Source organism: Methylobacterium sp. Leaf111 (assembly GCF_001423285.1).
In the GTDB taxonomy this organism is placed as follows: Bacteria; Pseudomonadota; Alphaproteobacteria; order Rhizobiales; family Beijerinckiaceae; genus Methylobacterium.
In genome coordinates, this window is sequence record NZ_LMNE01000012.1 from 157,109 (window position 1) to 172,761 (window position 15,653).

The following is a 15,653-nucleotide window of genomic DNA, read 5'->3' on the forward strand; positions in this document are numbered from 1 at the left end:
CCGCCTCAGCCCCAGACCATCTCGCCCGTGGCGACCTTGGCGCCGATGTCGAGGGCGATGTCCATGCCGAGGCCCGGGAAGCGGGCCAGCATCGCTGCCTTCAGCGCGGCGGCATCCCCGCCCGCCGCGAGGGCCTCCTCGAAGGCCAGGAGGTAGCTTCGGGTGAAGGCGAGGGCCGAGCCGTCGGTGGCGGCCTCGACCGCCAGATGGCCCGGCACGACGACGGACGGCGCACGCGCGGCGATCCGGTCGAGTTCGGCGATCCAGGCGGCGCGGGCCTCCGGGCTTGGCGTGTCGGCGGTCCAGACGTGGACGCCGGAGAAGATCAGGACTCCGCCGAACACCGCGTTCAGGGCCGGGACGAACAGCGTGCGGCGGTTGGGCAGGCCCATGGCGGGCACGATCTCGACGGTCTCTCCGTCGACCGACAGGGCAGCGCCGTCGAAGGGCGTGGGCATGACCACGTCGGCCCGCGTCCCCGGACCCTCGGCCCCCAGCTGCGGGCCCCAGGCGGCGATCTTCGCATCGACCGTGCGGGCGATGGCCGACACGGTGGCGAAGGCAGCGAGCACCCGGGCCTCCGGAAAGGCCTCGCAGAGGGGTTTCAGCCCGAAGTAATAATCCGGGTCCGACTGGCTGACATAGACCGTCGTGAGGCGCTTGCCCGTCGCCGCGATCGCCGCCGCGACGGCTCGACCGTCGGAGACGGTGAAGCCGCCGTCGATCAGGATCGCTTCGGTCGGCCCCTCGATCAGCACCGGGGCGCGGAAGAACCCCTTCGGGCCGGCGGGAAAGTGCGTCCAGGCGAGCCCGGGTCCGGCCAGCCCGGTCAGCGGCATCGCGATGGTCGAGCCAAGCCCGGTCTGCATCGGCGTTTCCTCCATCATGGTGTTTCTCCCGATCCGGCGCGAAGCTCGGCCGCCAGTCTGTCCCGGTCGCCGAAGAGGATGCCGCTCGGCAGGCGTCGGGCGCCTTCCTCGTCCGCGAGGACGAGGGCGGGGACGCCCCGGGCCCCGAACCGGGCCGCCATCCGGACGGCGGCCTCGATCCGATACCGGGTCGCCTCGCGCAGTTCGGGGTCGGGCTCCTCCAGCCGGCCGGCGGCCTCCGCGAAGCCGGCGCCGGCGAGCACATCCGCAACCACGGTGCGATCCGCAGTGTCCCGGCCCGCGACGTAGCGGGCCTGCTGGAGCGCCTGCAGGCCTTCGAACTCCCGGCCGGGCCGGGTCAGTCCGATCGCGACGAGGCCGAGGGTGGCGGAGGCCGAATCGAAGGCGGCGCCGGGCGTCCCGAAGATGAGGGCGCGATAGGCGTCGCTGAACGGTTGCCCCGTCTGGTCCGCGATGCCCTGGTCGTTCTGCCAGACATAGTCCGCGAAGGCGGGATCCATGGGCTGACCGCCCTCGCCTGCGAACAGGCCCGTGGGCGCGAGGTCCAGCGCGACCGCCCCCGACTGGGCGATCCAGGCCAGCGCGGGAGCGGCCCCGTAGCACCAGCCGCACAAGGGATCGAACAGAAAGGTCAACCGCATGGACCTGGACCTGCCTAATGTCTGAGCGCGCGCCGGAGCGATTGAATTACCCGATTGAATTCAGTCTAGGCGTCCTTTAGCGCCAGACTTTCAGCAAGACGAGTCCAATTTTCGGACGGGGTCGCCCGACCCCTGCGCGGCGGCCCGGTCTCCGGGTTCACCGAACCGGAGCCGGCGGCGCCACGGATGTCCCGACGCCCGCCTAAACTCAGCGCAGAGCGCGCCGATCGATGGCGCGGCGGGCCAGCGCGCCAATTAGGTCCTCACCGCAGCGCTCGCCGGCCCTATGCAGGAGACCGTGGCCGGCGGTGGGGGCGAGGATGACGATGGTGCCGCCCGCGAACAAAGCCGGGCGACGACAACGACGCGACGATGTGCGGTGCTGCCGAGCCTGCACGACAGACGGCGGGGCGCCCCGTCGCTCTTGAGAGGGTGGGTGAAGCCCTGTCATTTCGAACAGGACGGAAGCCATGGCGGTGCGCGGAGAACGCTGGGCGTTCTCGCACGAGCCGAATGTCGGACGTCAGGATCTGGCGGAGGGAGCGGGATTCGAACCCGCGATACCGTTTCCGGTATACACACTTTCCAGGCGTGCGCCTTCAACCACTCGGCCACCCCTCCGGTCCCGTCGCCGCGTCTCGCAGCCGCCGGGGCGGCCGGGCTTCGCGATCGCGCCGGGAGGCGTCCTGTACAAGCCGCATGGACGGCGTGCAAGCCTCGGAACGGCAAAGCTGACGATTCCCGTGCGATTTCCCCGCCGAGGGCACCCGCCCCTCGGGGGTCGCGGCGCCGCGTTCTCAGATTCGCCGCTTTTGCAGCCGATGCGCAGGGCCAGGCTTCGGGAGTCGTGCTCCGCCGTGATCCGCTTCGACAACGTGACCAAGGTCTACCGGACGGACGGGCATCGCCGGACGATCCTGGAGCGCGTCTCCTTCACCCTGAAGCCGGGCACCAGCTACGGCATCCTGGGGATCAACGGCGCCGGCAAGTCGACCTCCCTGCGCCTCCTGGCCGGCACCGAGATGCCCACGAAGGGCCGCGTGGTCCGCACCACGCGCGTGTCCTGGCCCCTGGGCTTCGCCGGCGGCTTCCACCCGGCCATGACCGGGCGCGACAACATCATCTTCGTGGCGCGCATCTACGGCGAGGACCCGCGCAAGGTGCTGGAGTTCGTTGAGGATTTCTCGGAGCTCGGCAGCTACCTCGACGTGCCGATCCGGACCTACTCGTCCGGCATGGGCTCGCGCCTCGCCTTCGGCATGAGCATGGCCATCCCGTTCGACTGCTACCTCATCGACGAGGTCACGGCGGTGGGCGATGCCCGCTTCCAGAAGCGCTGCGAGGAGGCCTTCGCGGCGCGCCGGGAGAATGCCGACGTGATCATGGTCTCCCACGGCATGGACACCCTGCGCACCTGGTGCCAGCAGGGCATCGTCATCATCAACGGGCGGGCGATCGTCTACGAGAGCATCGACGACGCCATCGAGGTCTATCGCCGCCTGAACGCCTGAGTTGCGCCGGCGCGCCGGTGGCCACGGTTTTGCCGCGGCGGCGGTGCAAAGGGTGTACCCTGGCGGCGGGATGGCCGGACGACATGGAATACCGGGGCGCATGAGCATCGAAATCCGCAACCCGCAGGGTCAGCCGCTGACCACGGCCGACCGCTCGAACGCGGTGGCCGAATCCCTGAAGCAGATCGCCCGCGTCTCGCGCTTCGCCGACCGCAAGAAGGGCATCCGCTCCTACCAGAGCCACGTGAAGACGGATCCGCTGATCCCGGTGCTCTTCCTGGTCTGCTTCCTGATCCCGACCCTGGCGGCCATCGCCTATTACGGCGTGATCGCGTCGGACCGCTTCGTGATCGAGTCGCGCTTCGCCCTGCGGCCGGCCCTCGGCAACGTCGACAAGGCCTCGCCCGATCAGGTCGGCACCAATTCCGGCTCCCCCATGAAGCAGATGGTGGCGCAGGACAGCCTGATCGCGACGAACTACATCATGAGCCGGCCGATGATCGAGGCCATCGAGAAGACCTACCCCCTGCGGGAGATGTTCTCCCGGCCCGGCATCGACATCCTCTCGCGCTTCGATCCCAAGAAGCCGATCGAGAAGCTGGTCAAGTACTGGCACGAGCGGGTCCACACCAAGATCGAGTCCGGGTCGGGCATCATCCTCCTGTCCGTGAACGCCTTCGATCCGCAGGATGCCCTCAACCTCTCGAACGCGATCCTGGCCGAGAGCGAGCGCATGGTGAACGCCCTCAGCGGCCGGGCCCGCGAGGACGCGGTGCTGGAGAGCCAGCGCGAGCTCAAGCGGGCCGAGGAGCGGATGCTGAAGATCCGCACCGAGGTGGCGGCCCTGCGCAACCGCGACGGCGTCCTCGACGCGCAGAAGACCAACGAGAGCAACCTGAAGGTCCTGTCGGAGTTGCGCACGGCCCGCATCAACCTGGCCGTCCAGCTCATCCAGGGCCAGCGCGACCTCTCGCCGGAGACCCGCCGCATCCAGGACATGAAGGCCCAGATCAAGGACCTCGACGACAACATCGCGCGGATCGAGCGCCAGTCGGCCAGCGAGGATCCGGAACAGCGCCGCATCCTGGCGAACGCCCTCACCCGGTTCGAGGCCTACGACGCCGACCGGGCGGATGCGGAGAAGTACTTCGCCAAGGTGCTGGCCGCGAACGAGCGGGCGCGGATCATCGCGGAGCGCCAGATCGAGTTCTTCAGCATGATCGTCGAGCCGGTGAAGCCCGAATCCTCCCAGGAGCCCCGGCGCCTCTTGATGATCAGCCTCATCGCCGGTGGTGCCGGACTGGTGTTCGCGCTCGCGGTGGTCACCCGCAAATACTTCGCCTGACGCGGTATTTCCGCTCAGGCGGGGGGCGGACGGCCTGGCGTTAACCCTTCGCTAACCCTGTGCTCGGCAAATCTTGCCGAGCCCCCGACCCTCGGGGGCAGCGAGGGTGACGATGAGCGAGACGGCTGCCGGCGCGCCGGCTCCGGCGGGAGGGGCCGGGGGGAGCCTCGCACAGTTCGCGAGCTTCGCGATCCCGAACCGGGCGAACCTGAACGCGCTCTCCAAGCGCACGGACCTGTTCTTCGCCACCGCCGTGATGGGCATCCTCACGGTGCTCATCTTCCCGCTGCCGGCCTTCCTGCTCGACCTGCTGCTCGCGGTCTCGATCATCATCTCGGTGCTGATCATGATGACCGGGCTGTTCATCGACAATCCGCTCGAGTTCACGGTCTTTCCGACCCTGCTCCTCGTGGCGACGCTGCTGCGCCTGGCGCTGAACCTCGCCTCCACCCGCCTCATCCTCGGCCACGGGCACGAGGGCACGGCGGCCGCCGGCCACGTCATCGAGGCCTTCGGCAACTTCGTGATGGGCGGCAACTTCGTCATCGGAATCATCGTCTTCGCGATCCTGATCATCGTGAACTTCGTCGTCATCACGAAGGGATCGGGCCGCATCGCCGAGGTCGCCGCCCGCTTCACCCTCGACGCGATGCCCGGCAAGCAGATGGCCATCGACGCCGACCTCTCGGCGGGCCTCATCGACGAGAAGGTGGCCAAGGCCCGCCGCGCCGCCCTGGAGGAGGAATCCTCCTTCTTCGGCGCCATGGACGGTGCCTCCAAGTTCGTCCGCGGCGACGCGATCGCCGCGCTGCTCATCACCTTCATCAACGTAATCGGCGGCATCATCATCGGCGTCGCCCAGCAGGGCATGCCGTTCCTGGGCGCGGCGAAGTCCTACACCCTGCTCACCATCGGCGACGGCCTCGCCTCGCAAGTCCCCGCCCTCATCGTCTCGACGGCGGCCGGCATCCTGGTCTCCAAGGCGGGCGTGAAGGGCTCGGCCGACAAGGCCCTGGGCAAGCAGCTCGCGAACTACCCCAAGGCCCTGGGCATGTCCTCGGGGGTCATGGTGCTGATCGCCCTCCTGCCCGGCATGCCGATGCTGCCCTTCCTGGCGCTCGCCGGCGCGTCCGGCTACGCCGCCTGGCACTTCGCCAAGGTCGCCCGCGAGGCGCCGCCCCTCGACGCCGACGGTGCGCCGATGGACGCCTCGGCGGTGGCCGCCGCCGCGGCCGCCAAGGAGGAAACCGTCACCGACCTCCTGAAGCTCGACGACCTCAAGCTCGAGATGGGCTACGCCCTGCTCGCCCTGGTCAACGGCCCGGAGGGCCAGGACCGCCTGACGGACCAGATCAAGGCCCTGCGCCGCCAGCTCGCCGCCGAGCTCGGCTTCGTGATGCCCTCGGTCCGGATCCTCGACAACGTCCAGCTCGACGCGAACGCCTACGTGGTGCGGGTCAAGGAGATCGAGGCCGGCACGGGCCAGATCTTCCCCGGCCAGTTCATGGCCATGGACCCGATGGGCGGACAGGTGCAGCTGCCCGGCCAGCACATGCTGGAGCCGACCTTCGGCCTCCCCGCCACCTGGATCGACGCCTCCCTGCGGGACCAGGCCCAGCTCAAGGGCTACACCGTGGTGGACGCCGCCACGGTGGTCTCCACCCACCTCACCGAGATCATCAAGGCGCACGTCTCCGAGCTCCTGAACCATGTCGAGGTGCAGAAGCTCCTGCGCGAGGTCTCGAAGGAGCATGCCGAGCTCCTCAAGGAGGTGATGCCGAGCCAGATCGGCACCACCGGCATCCAGCGGGTGCTGCAGTTCCTGCTGGCCGAGCGGGTCTCGATCCGCGACCTCGGGGCGATCATCGAGGGCGTCGCAGAGGTGGCCGGGCACGTGAAGAACCCGCGCGACATCGTCGAGCACGTCCGCGCCCGCCTCGGCCGCCAGATCTGCGCCCAGTACCAGGGGCCGGACGGCATGCTGCCGATCATCACCCTGTCGCCGGCCTGGGAGCAGGCCTTCCTCGACTCGATCGCGGGCGAGCGCGACGAGCGCTACCTGGCGATGCAGCCCTCGAAGCTCTCGGACTTCGTCAACACGGTGCGCGACCGCTTCGAGACCGCCGCCCGCATGGGCGAGATGCCCGTGCTGGTGACCTCGGTCCAGGCCCGGCCCTTCGTGCGCTCGATCATCGAGCGCTTCCGGCGCGAGACGCCGGTGATGAGCCAAGCGGAGATCCATCCCCGGGCCCGGCTCCGGACCGTCGGCTCGGTCTGAGAGGCGACCCCGCGCCCCGGCGGTGAACCGGTCTCGCGGACCATCCGGGTTCGCCGCGCGCGCCTGTCGCGGTCGGCCCCGTCGCGGGGGTGACGCGGATCAGTCTGTCGTGCCGCAGAGGTAGAATTCCTCGACGTAGCCATCCCGGAGCCAGAACAGGTTCCGCGATCGCCGCGTATAGCCGCCGGCGGCCCTGATGATCTCCGGGACGCGCAGCTGGCGGTCCGCCCGCAGGTTCATCGCCGAGGCCTCCTGATCGACCGAGTAGAAGGCCGGCGCGATCTCCTTGATGCGATCGATCTAGGCCCGCCCGGTTGCCGGCGACATTTTCGGAATGGAATCCTGATTGATGACCAGTCGAACCGGGCGGCGGGATCGTTGATCATCCACCAGGGCAAGACCTGGATCCGCTCCGGGGGTTCGCCGCTCAGGGAGACGGGCAGACCGCATCCTAGCAGGAAATAGCCCTGCAGCAGGTTCGTGTAGGGCAGGTCGTAGATCGTGTAGGTTCGATCACCGCCGGCCAGATAGGCACACAGCCCGCCGAAGCCGCCTCCGATCTCCGCGATGCGCCGGAAGGGGCCGAGCGTGTCGACCCGCTAGGCGGCGTAGGCATGCATGAAGGACTGCTCGGGAAAGGCGGACCCTTGCAGGGCCACGCCGAAGGGGGCTCCGATGGCGGGGAACGCCAACGGGAAGCCCAGGACCGCTTCCACCGCGGCAACGATGTCGAGCCATTCGAGGGGGGCATCGGTGCCGCCCTGCTCCGGCGACCGGACCGGACAGACGCCGACGGCCTCGCCCAGGCGCAGCAGGCGGTCGCACCACATGGCCGCATGCCGATCCGGCACGCTGCGGGCGCGGGCGGCCGTGCTCTTGCCCATGGCCAGGCCGTGGACGAGGTGCTCCTGGAACATGTTGGCGAGGAGATCCGCCAGCAGATCGGGATCGCGCTGCGCCAGGGCCGTCTTCAACCGCGTGTGGCCGGCGGTGAGCTGATCCCACATCTCGCCGGTCTTGCCGGGATCCGCGGCGGCGGAGACGTGCCAGGCCGTGATGATGCGTTCACAGATCGCGCGGTCCGCCGCGCTCCGGGACGGCACCTCGAACCGGAAGGGCGGCATCGCCCCCACTGCCCGATAGGGGTAGCGGAACAGCTCCCGTCCCAGATCCGCCGTCATCGCCGCCACGATCTCGGCGGAGAGGGCGTGAATCCGTCCCTCGTGCCGACCGATGTTCAGGTAGTGGTCCTCGGCGGACCGGATTTTCCGTCCTGGACCGCCGTCGCGACGTCGGGATTGAGGCGCAGATATTCCGCGGCGCCGAAATCCTTCGACAGGTCGCGGTCCTCCGTCCCGCGGCCAAATCTCAGAAGCTGCCTCATCCCGCTCCTCCGGAGCGGACGAATCCGCGCGCGATCCGCAGAGCGCAACCAGCGATCCGTGGGGGGAGTCGTCGACGCGAAAGCCCCGGGAGCGGGTCCAAATGTTCGCGCCCGAAGACCGGCCATCGCGGACCGGGCGATGCGGGTTCGATCTCCCCTTACGAGGACGGATCAGACCGGCTTCTTCTCTATGCGGCGCTCGAGGGCAGGGGCGTCGAGGCCGGGGGCGGTCAAGGGCGGCTCGGGGGCGGCCGCGTCGTGGGGCTCGTCCCGCAGGGCCGAGGCGAGGCGGTTGCGCTCGTAGAGGAGCACGACCACCACCGAGATCAGGAACGGGAGCCAAAAATAGAACAGCCGGAAGACGAGCAGCGCGGCGATCACCGACGGCCGGGCGATGTCGGGCATCGCCACCACGAAGACCAGTTCGAACACCCCGAGGCCGCCGGGGGCGTTCGACACCAGGGCCGCAGAGAACGAGGCGAGGAAGACCGCGAGCACGACGAGGAAGCCGGGGTTCCCGGCCTCCGGCAGGGCGAAGTAGATGATGCCGGCGGCGCCCAGCAGCTCGAGCGGAGCGGCGATGAGCTGGCGGCCCATGATGCGCGGCCGGGGGTATTCGAGCTTGAACTTGCGGATCGTGAGCGGCTTCAGGTGCAGCAGCGAGCCCGCGACGTAGAGGGCGACGAAGGCGAGCAGACAGCAGCCGAGGATGCGGGCGGTGGCGGGGTCGGTCAGGATCGCCGGCAGGTAGCCGTTGAGGCGCGTCAGGGTGTCGGGCAGGACGGTGAGCACGAAGCCGCCGAGCAGGATGGTGCCGAGGCCGAAGGTGAAGGAGCAGAGCGCCACCAGGACCGCGACCTGGGCCGCGGAGAGGCCCTTGGCGGTGTAGGCGCGGTAGCGCACCACGGCGCCGGAGAACACCGAGGCGCCGATATTGTGCGAGAGCGCGTAGGTCGTGAACGAGCAGACCGAGACGAAGAACCACGAGATGTGGCGCACGCCGAGATGCAGGAGCGCGATCCGGTCGTACCAGGCGAGCGCCGCGTAGGCGACGAGGGTCGAGAGGGCCGCGAAGAGGAAGCGGTGGACCGGAATCGCGGCGAAGCTGCCCTTGATCTCCGCCATGGAGATGCCGGCCAACTCCTTGTAGAGCAGGTAACCCGAACCGATCACGGCGGCGAGGCCGATGATCGGCCAGATAAAATCGCTGATCTTCTTCATGGTGGTCCGGACACGCCCCTGTTCGGGCCCTCCCTGCACGACGATGCGCGGCATCGCAAGCAAGGTTCCGCGCGGCCCCGGCAGGGATGGCTCATCCCACGGGATCATGACGGTTTCGTGCCGGTCGCCCCGCGGGGCGCCGGCACCCCATCCGCCTCAGGCGCGGATGCGCGAGAGGCCGATACCGTCCATGGCGGCTTGGTCGCGGGCCGCTTCGGCGACGCGCTCGGCGGTGCGCTCCCGGTCGTCCAGGATCTCGATCTTCTTCAGGTCCTCGAAGGCCTCGCCGAGCTCGGCCTTGGCCTCGGCGAGCTGCCCCTCGAGGGCGGCGGCCGACTGGCGCATGTTGTCCCGGCGGGTGGCGGCGGCCCGGGCATAGGTCGGGTAGGCGAAATGGGCCGGATCGGTGATGCCGGCGCGGCTCTCCTCGTGGGCGACCTCGCGGTCGAGCTCCATCGCCATGCGGGTGAAGTCCGCCTTCATCATCTCGATCTGCGTCACGCGCCGACGCTTCTCGTCGACCTGGAAGCGTCGCAGCCGGATCAACGTGTCACGGGATTTCATGGGCGGGTTCACTCCACGCAACGCACGGCTCGCCGGTGCGCGACCGGCCGCGCCCCGGGCCCGGCATCGGGAGATGGAGCCGGGGCGTCCTCTCAGGGCGCGCCGACGATCTCTGCCAGGCGACGGTAACCCTCGCCGATCGAAGTTGCTTCTTCCTTACCCTGACCCAGAAAAGCCTCCATTTCGGGCATGAGCGCGATCGCCTCGTCCACTTCCGGCGAGGCGCCCGCCCGGTAGGCGCCCAGACGGATCAGCTCCTCCATGTCGGCGTAGGTGGAGAGCAGGCGACGGGCCCGGCGCACCGTCGGCAGGTGCGCGGGGTCGCAGGCGCGAGGCATGGTGCGGGAGACGGAGCGCAGGACGTTGATCGCCGGGTAGCGCCCGCGCTCGGCGATGCCGCGCTCCATCACGATATGCCCGTCGAGGATGCCCCGGACCGCATCGGCCACGGGCTCGTTGTGGTCGTCGCCCTCGACCAGGACGGTGAACAGGCCGGAGATCGCCCCCTGCCCCGTCCCGGGCCCGGCCCGCTCGAGGAGCCGGGGCAGCTCGCTGAACACGGTGGGCGTGTAGCCCTTCGCGGTGGGCGGCTCGCCGGCCGCGAGGCCGATGTCGCGCTGGGCCATGGCGAAGCGGGTGATCGAATCGATCATGCACAGGACCTGTGCGCCCTGATCGCGAAAATACTCCGCCATCGCCAGGGTGACGTAGGCGGCGTTGCGGCGCATCAGGGCCGGCTCGTCGGAGGTGGCCACCACCACCACCGACCGGGCGAGGCCGGCGGCGCCGAGGTCGTCCTGGAGGAATTCCTGTACCTCGCGGCCGCGCTCGCCCACGAGGCCGATCACCGCCACGTCGGCGGCGGTGTAGCGGGCGAGCATCGACAGCAGCACCGACTTGCCGACGCCGGACCCGGCGAAGATGCCCATGCGCTGCCCGGCGCACATCGTCAGGAAGGTGTTGATGCAGCGGATTCCGAGGTCGAGGGGCGGCCCGACCCGCTGCCGGGCATGGGCCGGGGGCGGATCGGCACGCAGCGGATAGATCGCCGGGCCGGGGGGCAGCGGCCCGAGGCCGTCGATGGGCCGGCCGAGGGCGTCGATGGTCCGGCCGAGCCAGGCGGCGGAGGGGCGCACCGCGCCGGCGGCCTCGTCCCGCACCAGGGCCGGACAGCCGCGCCGCACTCCCTCCAGGGAACCGAAGGGCATGGCCAGCGCCCGATCGCCCTGGAAACCGATGATCTCGCAGGGCACGGCGCCGAGGCCGTTCTCCACCGCGATGTCGAGCCGTCCGCCGAGGCGCATGGCCGCCACCGGACCCGCCACCTCGATCAGCAGGCCGCGAATCGCCACGACCCGTCCGTAGGTCTCCAGCACTTGGATTCCCGCGAGGGCGCTGCGCGCGTCAGCCAGGCGCAAGCGTCCGACGCTAGGGTCGCGATCGGTCATCGGCGCGTCTCTCAACCATTCGTTTACCTCCCTCCTTAACACTGTGTGCATCGGGCTTGTAGCGCGCCGCCGGCTCATGCCGGGACGTAAAAAATTTTCGTTCGGCCGACGACATTCCGGTGCCGTTGTTCCGGAGAGACAGCGCGCAACAAGTCCATGCGGGTGAGGCACTTGAGGGGACATGCGAAGGTTTCGCATCATGCCCGAAGACGGTCGGACGAGAACAGATCGTCAACGGTTCGAAGCGTGGCCAGGCCGCGGGTCCAATTGGGTGCTTGCGTCCGTGAAACAGGGTTTGTTAACGATTAACGAATAGCGTTTCACGTCATTGACGAGGGAGCGTTCGCCACGGGCCGGTGGCGAACGAACGGCGGGGGCTTGCCCGTACGCTGCACACGGCCGGCTGGGCTGGGGACCGACGATGCGGGTACTTCTGATCGAGGACGACAGCGCGACCGCGCAGAGCATCGAGCTGATGCTCAAGTCCGAGAGCTTCAACACCTACACCACCGATCTCGGTGAGGAGGGGATCGATCTCGGCAAGCTGTATGATTACGACATCATCCTGCTCGACCTGAACCTGCCCGACATGTCGGGCTACGAGGTGCTGCGGAATCTCCGCGTCGCCAAGGTGAAGACCCCGATCCTGATTCTCTCCGGCATGGCCGGCATCGAGGACAAGGTGAAGGGCCTCGGCTTCGGCGCCGACGACTACCTGACGAAGCCCTTCCACAAGGACGAACTCGTCGCCCGCATCCACGCGATCGTGCGCCGCTCGAAGGGTCACGCCCAGTCGGTGATCACCACCGGCGACCTGATCGTGAACCTCGACCAGAAGACCGTCGAGGTCTCCGGCAGCCGCGTGCACCTGACCGGCAAGGAGTACCAGATGCTGGAGCTCCTCTCGCTGCGGAAGGGCACGACGCTGACCAAGGAGATGTTCCTCAACCACCTCTACGGCGGCATGGACGAGCCCGAGCTGAAGATCATCGACGTCTTCATCTGCAAGCTGCGCAAGAAGCTCGCCAATGCCAGCCAGGGCAAGAACTACATCGAGACCGTCTGGGGTCGCGGCTACGTGCTGCGCGAGCCCAACGAGGGCGAAGAGCGGATCGCCGTCTGAACCACCGGTCGGACGACGAAACGGCCCCGCGCGAGCGGGGCCTTTTTTGTTCGTGCGGACACCCGTCGTCCCCTCCCCCGCGCGGCGTCGACCGACCAAACGCAGATGGCGCGGGCCTGCGCCCGCGCCACGATCCGTCGGATGCCACTCAGAGGCCGACCACCCGGCGCAGCGCCGGGGCGACGGCCAGGGCCGGCGCGACCGCCACGGCGGCGGGGTTGAGCACCGGCAGCGGCCGAGCCTGCGGTGCGAGGGACGCGGCGGCCTGGTTGTACAGGCCCCGGTGCTTGGTGTTCGGGACGAGCTTCTCGGTCAGGCCGATCACCGTCTCGGCGGCGCCGAGCAGCAGGGCACCGTCGGCGGCCAGGCTGCCGCTGAGGCGGGCCAGCACGTCGCCCTTGGTCGGCGCATCGAAATAGATCAGCACGTTGCGGCAGTAGATGATGTCGAACGTCCCCAGCGAATCGAAGGGCTGCAGCAGGTTCAGCGGGCGGTAATCCACCATCTGCCGCAGGCTGGCCGAGATGCGCCACTGCTCGCCGACCTGCTCGAAGTGCTTGATGAGCGACTGCACGGGCAGGCCGCGCTGCACCTCGAAATGGCTGTAGAGCCCGGCCTTCGCCTTCTCGAGCACCTCGGTCGACAGGTCGGTGCCGACGAGGTCGACGGTCCAGCCGGCGAGGCGCGGGGCGGCGTCCTGCAGCATCATCGCCAGGGAATAGGGTTCCTGCCCGGTGGAGGCGGCGGCGCACCAGATCCGCAGGCGGCGCTGCACGGCCCGGCGGGCCATGGCCTCGGGGAGCAGCACGTCGCGGAACAGGTCGAACGGCGTGCGGTCGCGAAAGAAGAAGGTCTCGTTGGTGGTCATCGCCTCGACCACAGCCCGCTCCATCGCGAGGTCGCGGCCGCCCTTCAGGGCGTTCACCAGCGCCCCGAGATCGGCGAGGTTGAAGCGCCGGCAGATCGGACCGAGGCGGCTCTCGACGAGGTAGCGCTTCTCTCCGCTGAGCGCGAGGCCGGAGCGGGTCTTGAGGTAGGCGCGCAGGAAATCGAACTCGACGTCGGTCATGCGCCCTGCCCCGTCAGAAGATTGCGCAGCGCCGGGCCGATCTCGCCCAAAGGCAGGATCGCCTGGGCGAGTCCCGCCTTGGCGATGCTGCCGGGCATGCCCCAGACCGTACTGGTCGCCTCGTCCTGGGCGAGCACCGCCGCCCCGGCCTCCGTCAGCGCGCGGGCCCCGCCTGTCCCGTCCGAGCCCATGCCGGTGAGGACGACCGCGAGGGCCGCGGCGCCGAAGATCGCGGCGGCATCCTGGAACAGCACGTCCACGGCGGGCCGGCAAAAATTCACCACGGGCCCGTCATGCAGGCGGATGGTCACGTCCTGGCGGCTTCCGCCCAGGCCCATGTGCCGTCCGCCCGGCGCCACGTAGATCCGGCCCGGCTGCAGGCGCTCGTCGGCCTTGCCCTCGGCGGCCGGTAGGCCGGTGCGGACGCCGAGATGCTCGGCGAAGACCGCGGTGAAGACCGGCGGCATGTGCTGGACGATGAGGACCGGGAACTGACGCAGCGTGGCGCTGCCGATCTTCTCCAGCACCTCGCCCACCGCGCGGGGCCCGCCGGTGGAGGCGCCGATGAGCAGGACGCGGGGCGCGACGCCGGTGCGGGCCTTCGGCCGCAGCACCAGGGGGGCGGTCGGACGCAGGGCCGAGACCGGTGCGGGCGCGTGCGACCCGGGAGAGACGGGGATCGGCGCGCCGGAGGCGCCGCGCTTGCGCGCCCGGGCGGAGCCGAAGAGGCGCACCCGCTCGATCAGGTCGGTGCGGAAGGCGTCCGAGGTGGTCACGCCCCGGTTGCTCTCGGGCTTCGGGATGTAGTCCACGGCCCCGAGGGCGAGACAGCGCAGGGAGATGTCGGCGTTGCGGGTGGTCAGGGTCGACATCATGATGACCTGGACGCCGGGGCTCTTGGCGAGCAGCAGCGGCAGGGCCTGGGTGCCGTCGAGTTCCGGCATGTCGATGTCGAGGAGGATGACGTCGGGGTCGTGGCGCGCCATCGCCTCGACGGCGATCCGGCCGTTGGCCGCCGTGGCGACGACCTCGTGGCCGGCTTCGCCGATCCAGCGGGCGACCAGCCCGCGCACCACCGCCGAATCGTCTGCGATCAGAACCCGGACCCGCTGCCCCGCGAGCGGCGGCGGCGCGGCATGGGTCGACGCGAAGGTCGGTGCAGTGGCGGCCATCATGAATTCACGCTGTGAGCGACGCGGAGGAACGGTCGGGGTGGGAACTGGCCCCGGACGGGGCGAAATGCCCGGTCCAGGTCCGCGTCAGGCCGCGTCGGCTTCGGTGGCGAAGCCGACCTGCGCGAGCTTTGCCGTGACGATGTCGCGGTCGAACGGCTTCATGATGTACTCGTCGGCGCCCGCATGGAGGGCACGGGCGATGGCGCCGACGTCGTTCTCCGTGGTGCAGAACAGGACCTTGGGCTTCTCGCCGCCCGGCGTTTTGCGCAGGGCCCGCAGGAAGTCGTAGCCGTCCATGGTCGGCATGTTCCAGTCGAGCAGGATCGCGTCCGGCATGGTCTTGCCGCAGGCGCTGAGGGCCTTCTCGCCGTCCTCGGCCTCGCCGACCTCGAAGTTCATGGTCTCGAAGATGCGGCGCGCCACCTTCCGGATGACGGCGGAGTCGTCGACGATGAGGCAGGTTTTCATCGGGTCCTTCTCCTGGCTCGGGCTCAGGCCGCGCCGGCGGTTCGGGCGTTCGTCCCGAAGGCGAGGAGCGCATCGACGTCGAGGATGACGAGGAGGCGGCCGTCGAGACGGTGGACGCCGAGCGTGAGGTCGCGCCAGCGGGCATCGAGGTTGATCGGCACCGGCTCGTGGGTCTCGGCCCCGAGCTTGAGCACCTCGCCGACGCCGTCGACGATGAGGGCGAAGGTCTCGCCACCCTGCTCGAGGCCGATCGCCATCTGGGCGCCGTCCCCGGTGCGGGGCGCCATGCTGAGACGCCGACGCAGGCACAGGGCGGTGACGACGCGGCCGCGCAGGTTCAGGAGCCCGACGATCTCTGGCGGGGCGAGCGGCACCGGCGTCACGCCGGCCGGGATGAAGACGTCGTGGACCCGGTCGATGGCGAGACCGAACATGGTCTCGCCGACGAACACGGTGACGAAGTCGTGGGTGCCGACGGTTTCCGCGGCGTTGGTGTTGGCGGCCTGCATCATGGGCGTGGACTCCGAAGGGGGCGG

16 protein-coding genes and 1 tRNA gene are annotated in these 15,653 nt (G+C 69.5%); 4 read left to right on the forward strand and 13 right to left on the reverse strand.

Annotated features, from left to right (window positions below):
* Positions 1 to 5: 5 nt before the first annotated feature.
* From ASF41_RS09830 to ASF41_RS09840, 3 genes are all read right to left on the reverse strand, one after another.
* Positions 6 to 869, reverse strand: a complete 864-nt coding sequence (locus ASF41_RS09830) for an MBL fold metallo-hydrolase (protein ID WP_056493031.1) — start codon at positions 867 to 869, stop codon at positions 6 to 8.
* Between the two features lie 14 nt (positions 870 to 883).
* On the reverse strand, positions 884 to 1,531 hold the full coding sequence (locus tag ASF41_RS09835) for a DsbA family protein (protein ID WP_056492807.1): 648 nt from the start codon (positions 1,529 to 1,531) through the stop codon (positions 884 to 886).
* Between the two features lie 531 nt (positions 1,532 to 2,062).
* A tRNA-Ser gene (locus ASF41_RS09840) sits at positions 2,063 to 2,152 on the reverse strand.
* Positions 2,153 to 2,388: 236 nt separating this feature from the next.
* Here ASF41_RS09840 and ASF41_RS09845 point away from each other — a divergent pair.
* The 3 genes from ASF41_RS09845 to flhA all read left to right on the forward strand — a co-directional run bounded on the left by ASF41_RS09845 (position 2,389) and on the right by flhA (position 6,665).
* Positions 2,389 to 3,042, forward strand: coding sequence for an ABC transporter ATP-binding protein (locus tag ASF41_RS09845; protein ID WP_055953674.1), 654 nt, complete (start codon positions 2,389 to 2,391; stop codon positions 3,040 to 3,042).
* Positions 3,043 to 3,142: 100 nt separating this feature from the next.
* A complete protein-coding gene (locus ASF41_RS09850) occupies positions 3,143 to 4,387 on the forward strand; it encodes a hypothetical protein (RefSeq protein WP_056492810.1) in 1,245 nt (414 codons plus the stop codon).
* A 112-nt stretch (positions 4,388 to 4,499) separates the two neighbouring features.
* Positions 4,500 to 6,665, forward strand: coding sequence for a flagellar biosynthesis protein FlhA (gene flhA / locus ASF41_RS09855; RefSeq protein WP_056222579.1), 2,166 nt, complete (start codon positions 4,500 to 4,502; stop codon positions 6,663 to 6,665).
* Positions 6,666 to 6,764: 99 nt separating this feature from the next.
* Here flhA and ASF41_RS24735 read toward each other — a convergent pair whose 3' ends face one another.
* The 6 genes from ASF41_RS24735 to fliI form a co-directional block, all read right to left on the reverse strand.
* Positions 6,765 to 6,905: a hypothetical protein gene (locus tag ASF41_RS24735; protein WP_156653257.1), complete on the reverse strand. Its 141-nt coding sequence runs from the start codon at positions 6,903 to 6,905 to the stop codon at positions 6,765 to 6,767.
* 359 nt (positions 6,906 to 7,264) lie between these two features.
* The gene (locus ASF41_RS24740; protein ID WP_056492813.1) at positions 7,265 to 7,846 is read right to left on the reverse strand and encodes a hypothetical protein; all 582 of its coding nucleotides are present in this window, start codon (positions 7,844 to 7,846) and stop codon (positions 7,265 to 7,267) included.
* A gap of 56 nt (positions 7,847 to 7,902) precedes the next feature.
* Positions 7,903 to 8,049: a hypothetical protein gene (locus tag ASF41_RS24745; RefSeq protein ID WP_156653258.1), complete on the reverse strand. Its 147-nt coding sequence runs from the start codon at positions 8,047 to 8,049 to the stop codon at positions 7,903 to 7,905.
* A 171-nt stretch (positions 8,050 to 8,220) separates the two neighbouring features.
* Positions 8,221 to 9,270, reverse strand: coding sequence for a lysylphosphatidylglycerol synthase domain-containing protein (locus ASF41_RS09865; protein WP_056493034.1), 1,050 nt, complete (start codon positions 9,268 to 9,270; stop codon positions 8,221 to 8,223).
* A 156-nt stretch (positions 9,271 to 9,426) separates the two neighbouring features.
* The gene (fliJ, locus tag ASF41_RS09870; RefSeq protein ID WP_056222585.1) at positions 9,427 to 9,834 is read right to left on the reverse strand and encodes a flagellar export protein FliJ; all 408 of its coding nucleotides are present in this window, start codon (positions 9,832 to 9,834) and stop codon (positions 9,427 to 9,429) included.
* A 92-nt stretch (positions 9,835 to 9,926) separates the two neighbouring features.
* The gene (gene fliI / locus ASF41_RS09875) at positions 9,927 to 11,282 is read right to left on the reverse strand and encodes a flagellar protein export ATPase FliI (RefSeq protein WP_056492816.1); all 1,356 of its coding nucleotides are present in this window, start codon (positions 11,280 to 11,282) and stop codon (positions 9,927 to 9,929) included.
* A 421-nt stretch (positions 11,283 to 11,703) separates the two neighbouring features.
* Here fliI and ctrA point away from each other — a divergent pair, with 421 nt between their 5' ends.
* On the forward strand, positions 11,704 to 12,405 hold the full coding sequence (ctrA, locus tag ASF41_RS09880; protein ID WP_056222591.1) for a response regulator transcription factor CtrA: 702 nt from the start codon (positions 11,704 to 11,706) through the stop codon (positions 12,403 to 12,405).
* A 148-nt stretch (positions 12,406 to 12,553) separates the two neighbouring features.
* Here ctrA and ASF41_RS09885 read toward each other — a convergent pair whose 3' ends face one another.
* The 4 genes from ASF41_RS09885 to ASF41_RS09900 all read right to left on the reverse strand — a co-directional run bounded on the left by ASF41_RS09885 (position 12,554) and on the right by ASF41_RS09900 (position 15,626).
* On the reverse strand, positions 12,554 to 13,474 hold the full coding sequence (locus ASF41_RS09885) for a protein-glutamate O-methyltransferase CheR (RefSeq protein WP_056222596.1): 921 nt from the start codon (positions 13,472 to 13,474) through the stop codon (positions 12,554 to 12,556).
* Positions 13,471 to 14,649: a chemotaxis response regulator protein-glutamate methylesterase gene (locus ASF41_RS09890; protein ID WP_056492819.1), complete on the reverse strand. Its 1,179-nt coding sequence runs from the start codon at positions 14,647 to 14,649 to the stop codon at positions 13,471 to 13,473. Before ASF41_RS09890 ends, ASF41_RS09885 begins: the two co-directional genes overlap by 4 nt.
* Before the next feature lie 84 nt (positions 14,650 to 14,733).
* The gene (locus ASF41_RS09895; protein ID WP_056222602.1) at positions 14,734 to 15,117 is read right to left on the reverse strand and encodes a PleD family two-component system response regulator; all 384 of its coding nucleotides are present in this window, start codon (positions 15,115 to 15,117) and stop codon (positions 14,734 to 14,736) included.
* A gap of 23 nt (positions 15,118 to 15,140) precedes the next feature.
* Entirely contained in the window at positions 15,141 to 15,626 is a 486-nt protein-coding gene (locus tag ASF41_RS09900; RefSeq protein WP_056274868.1) for a chemotaxis protein CheW, read from the reverse strand.
* Positions 15,627 to 15,653 lie beyond the last annotated feature (27 nt).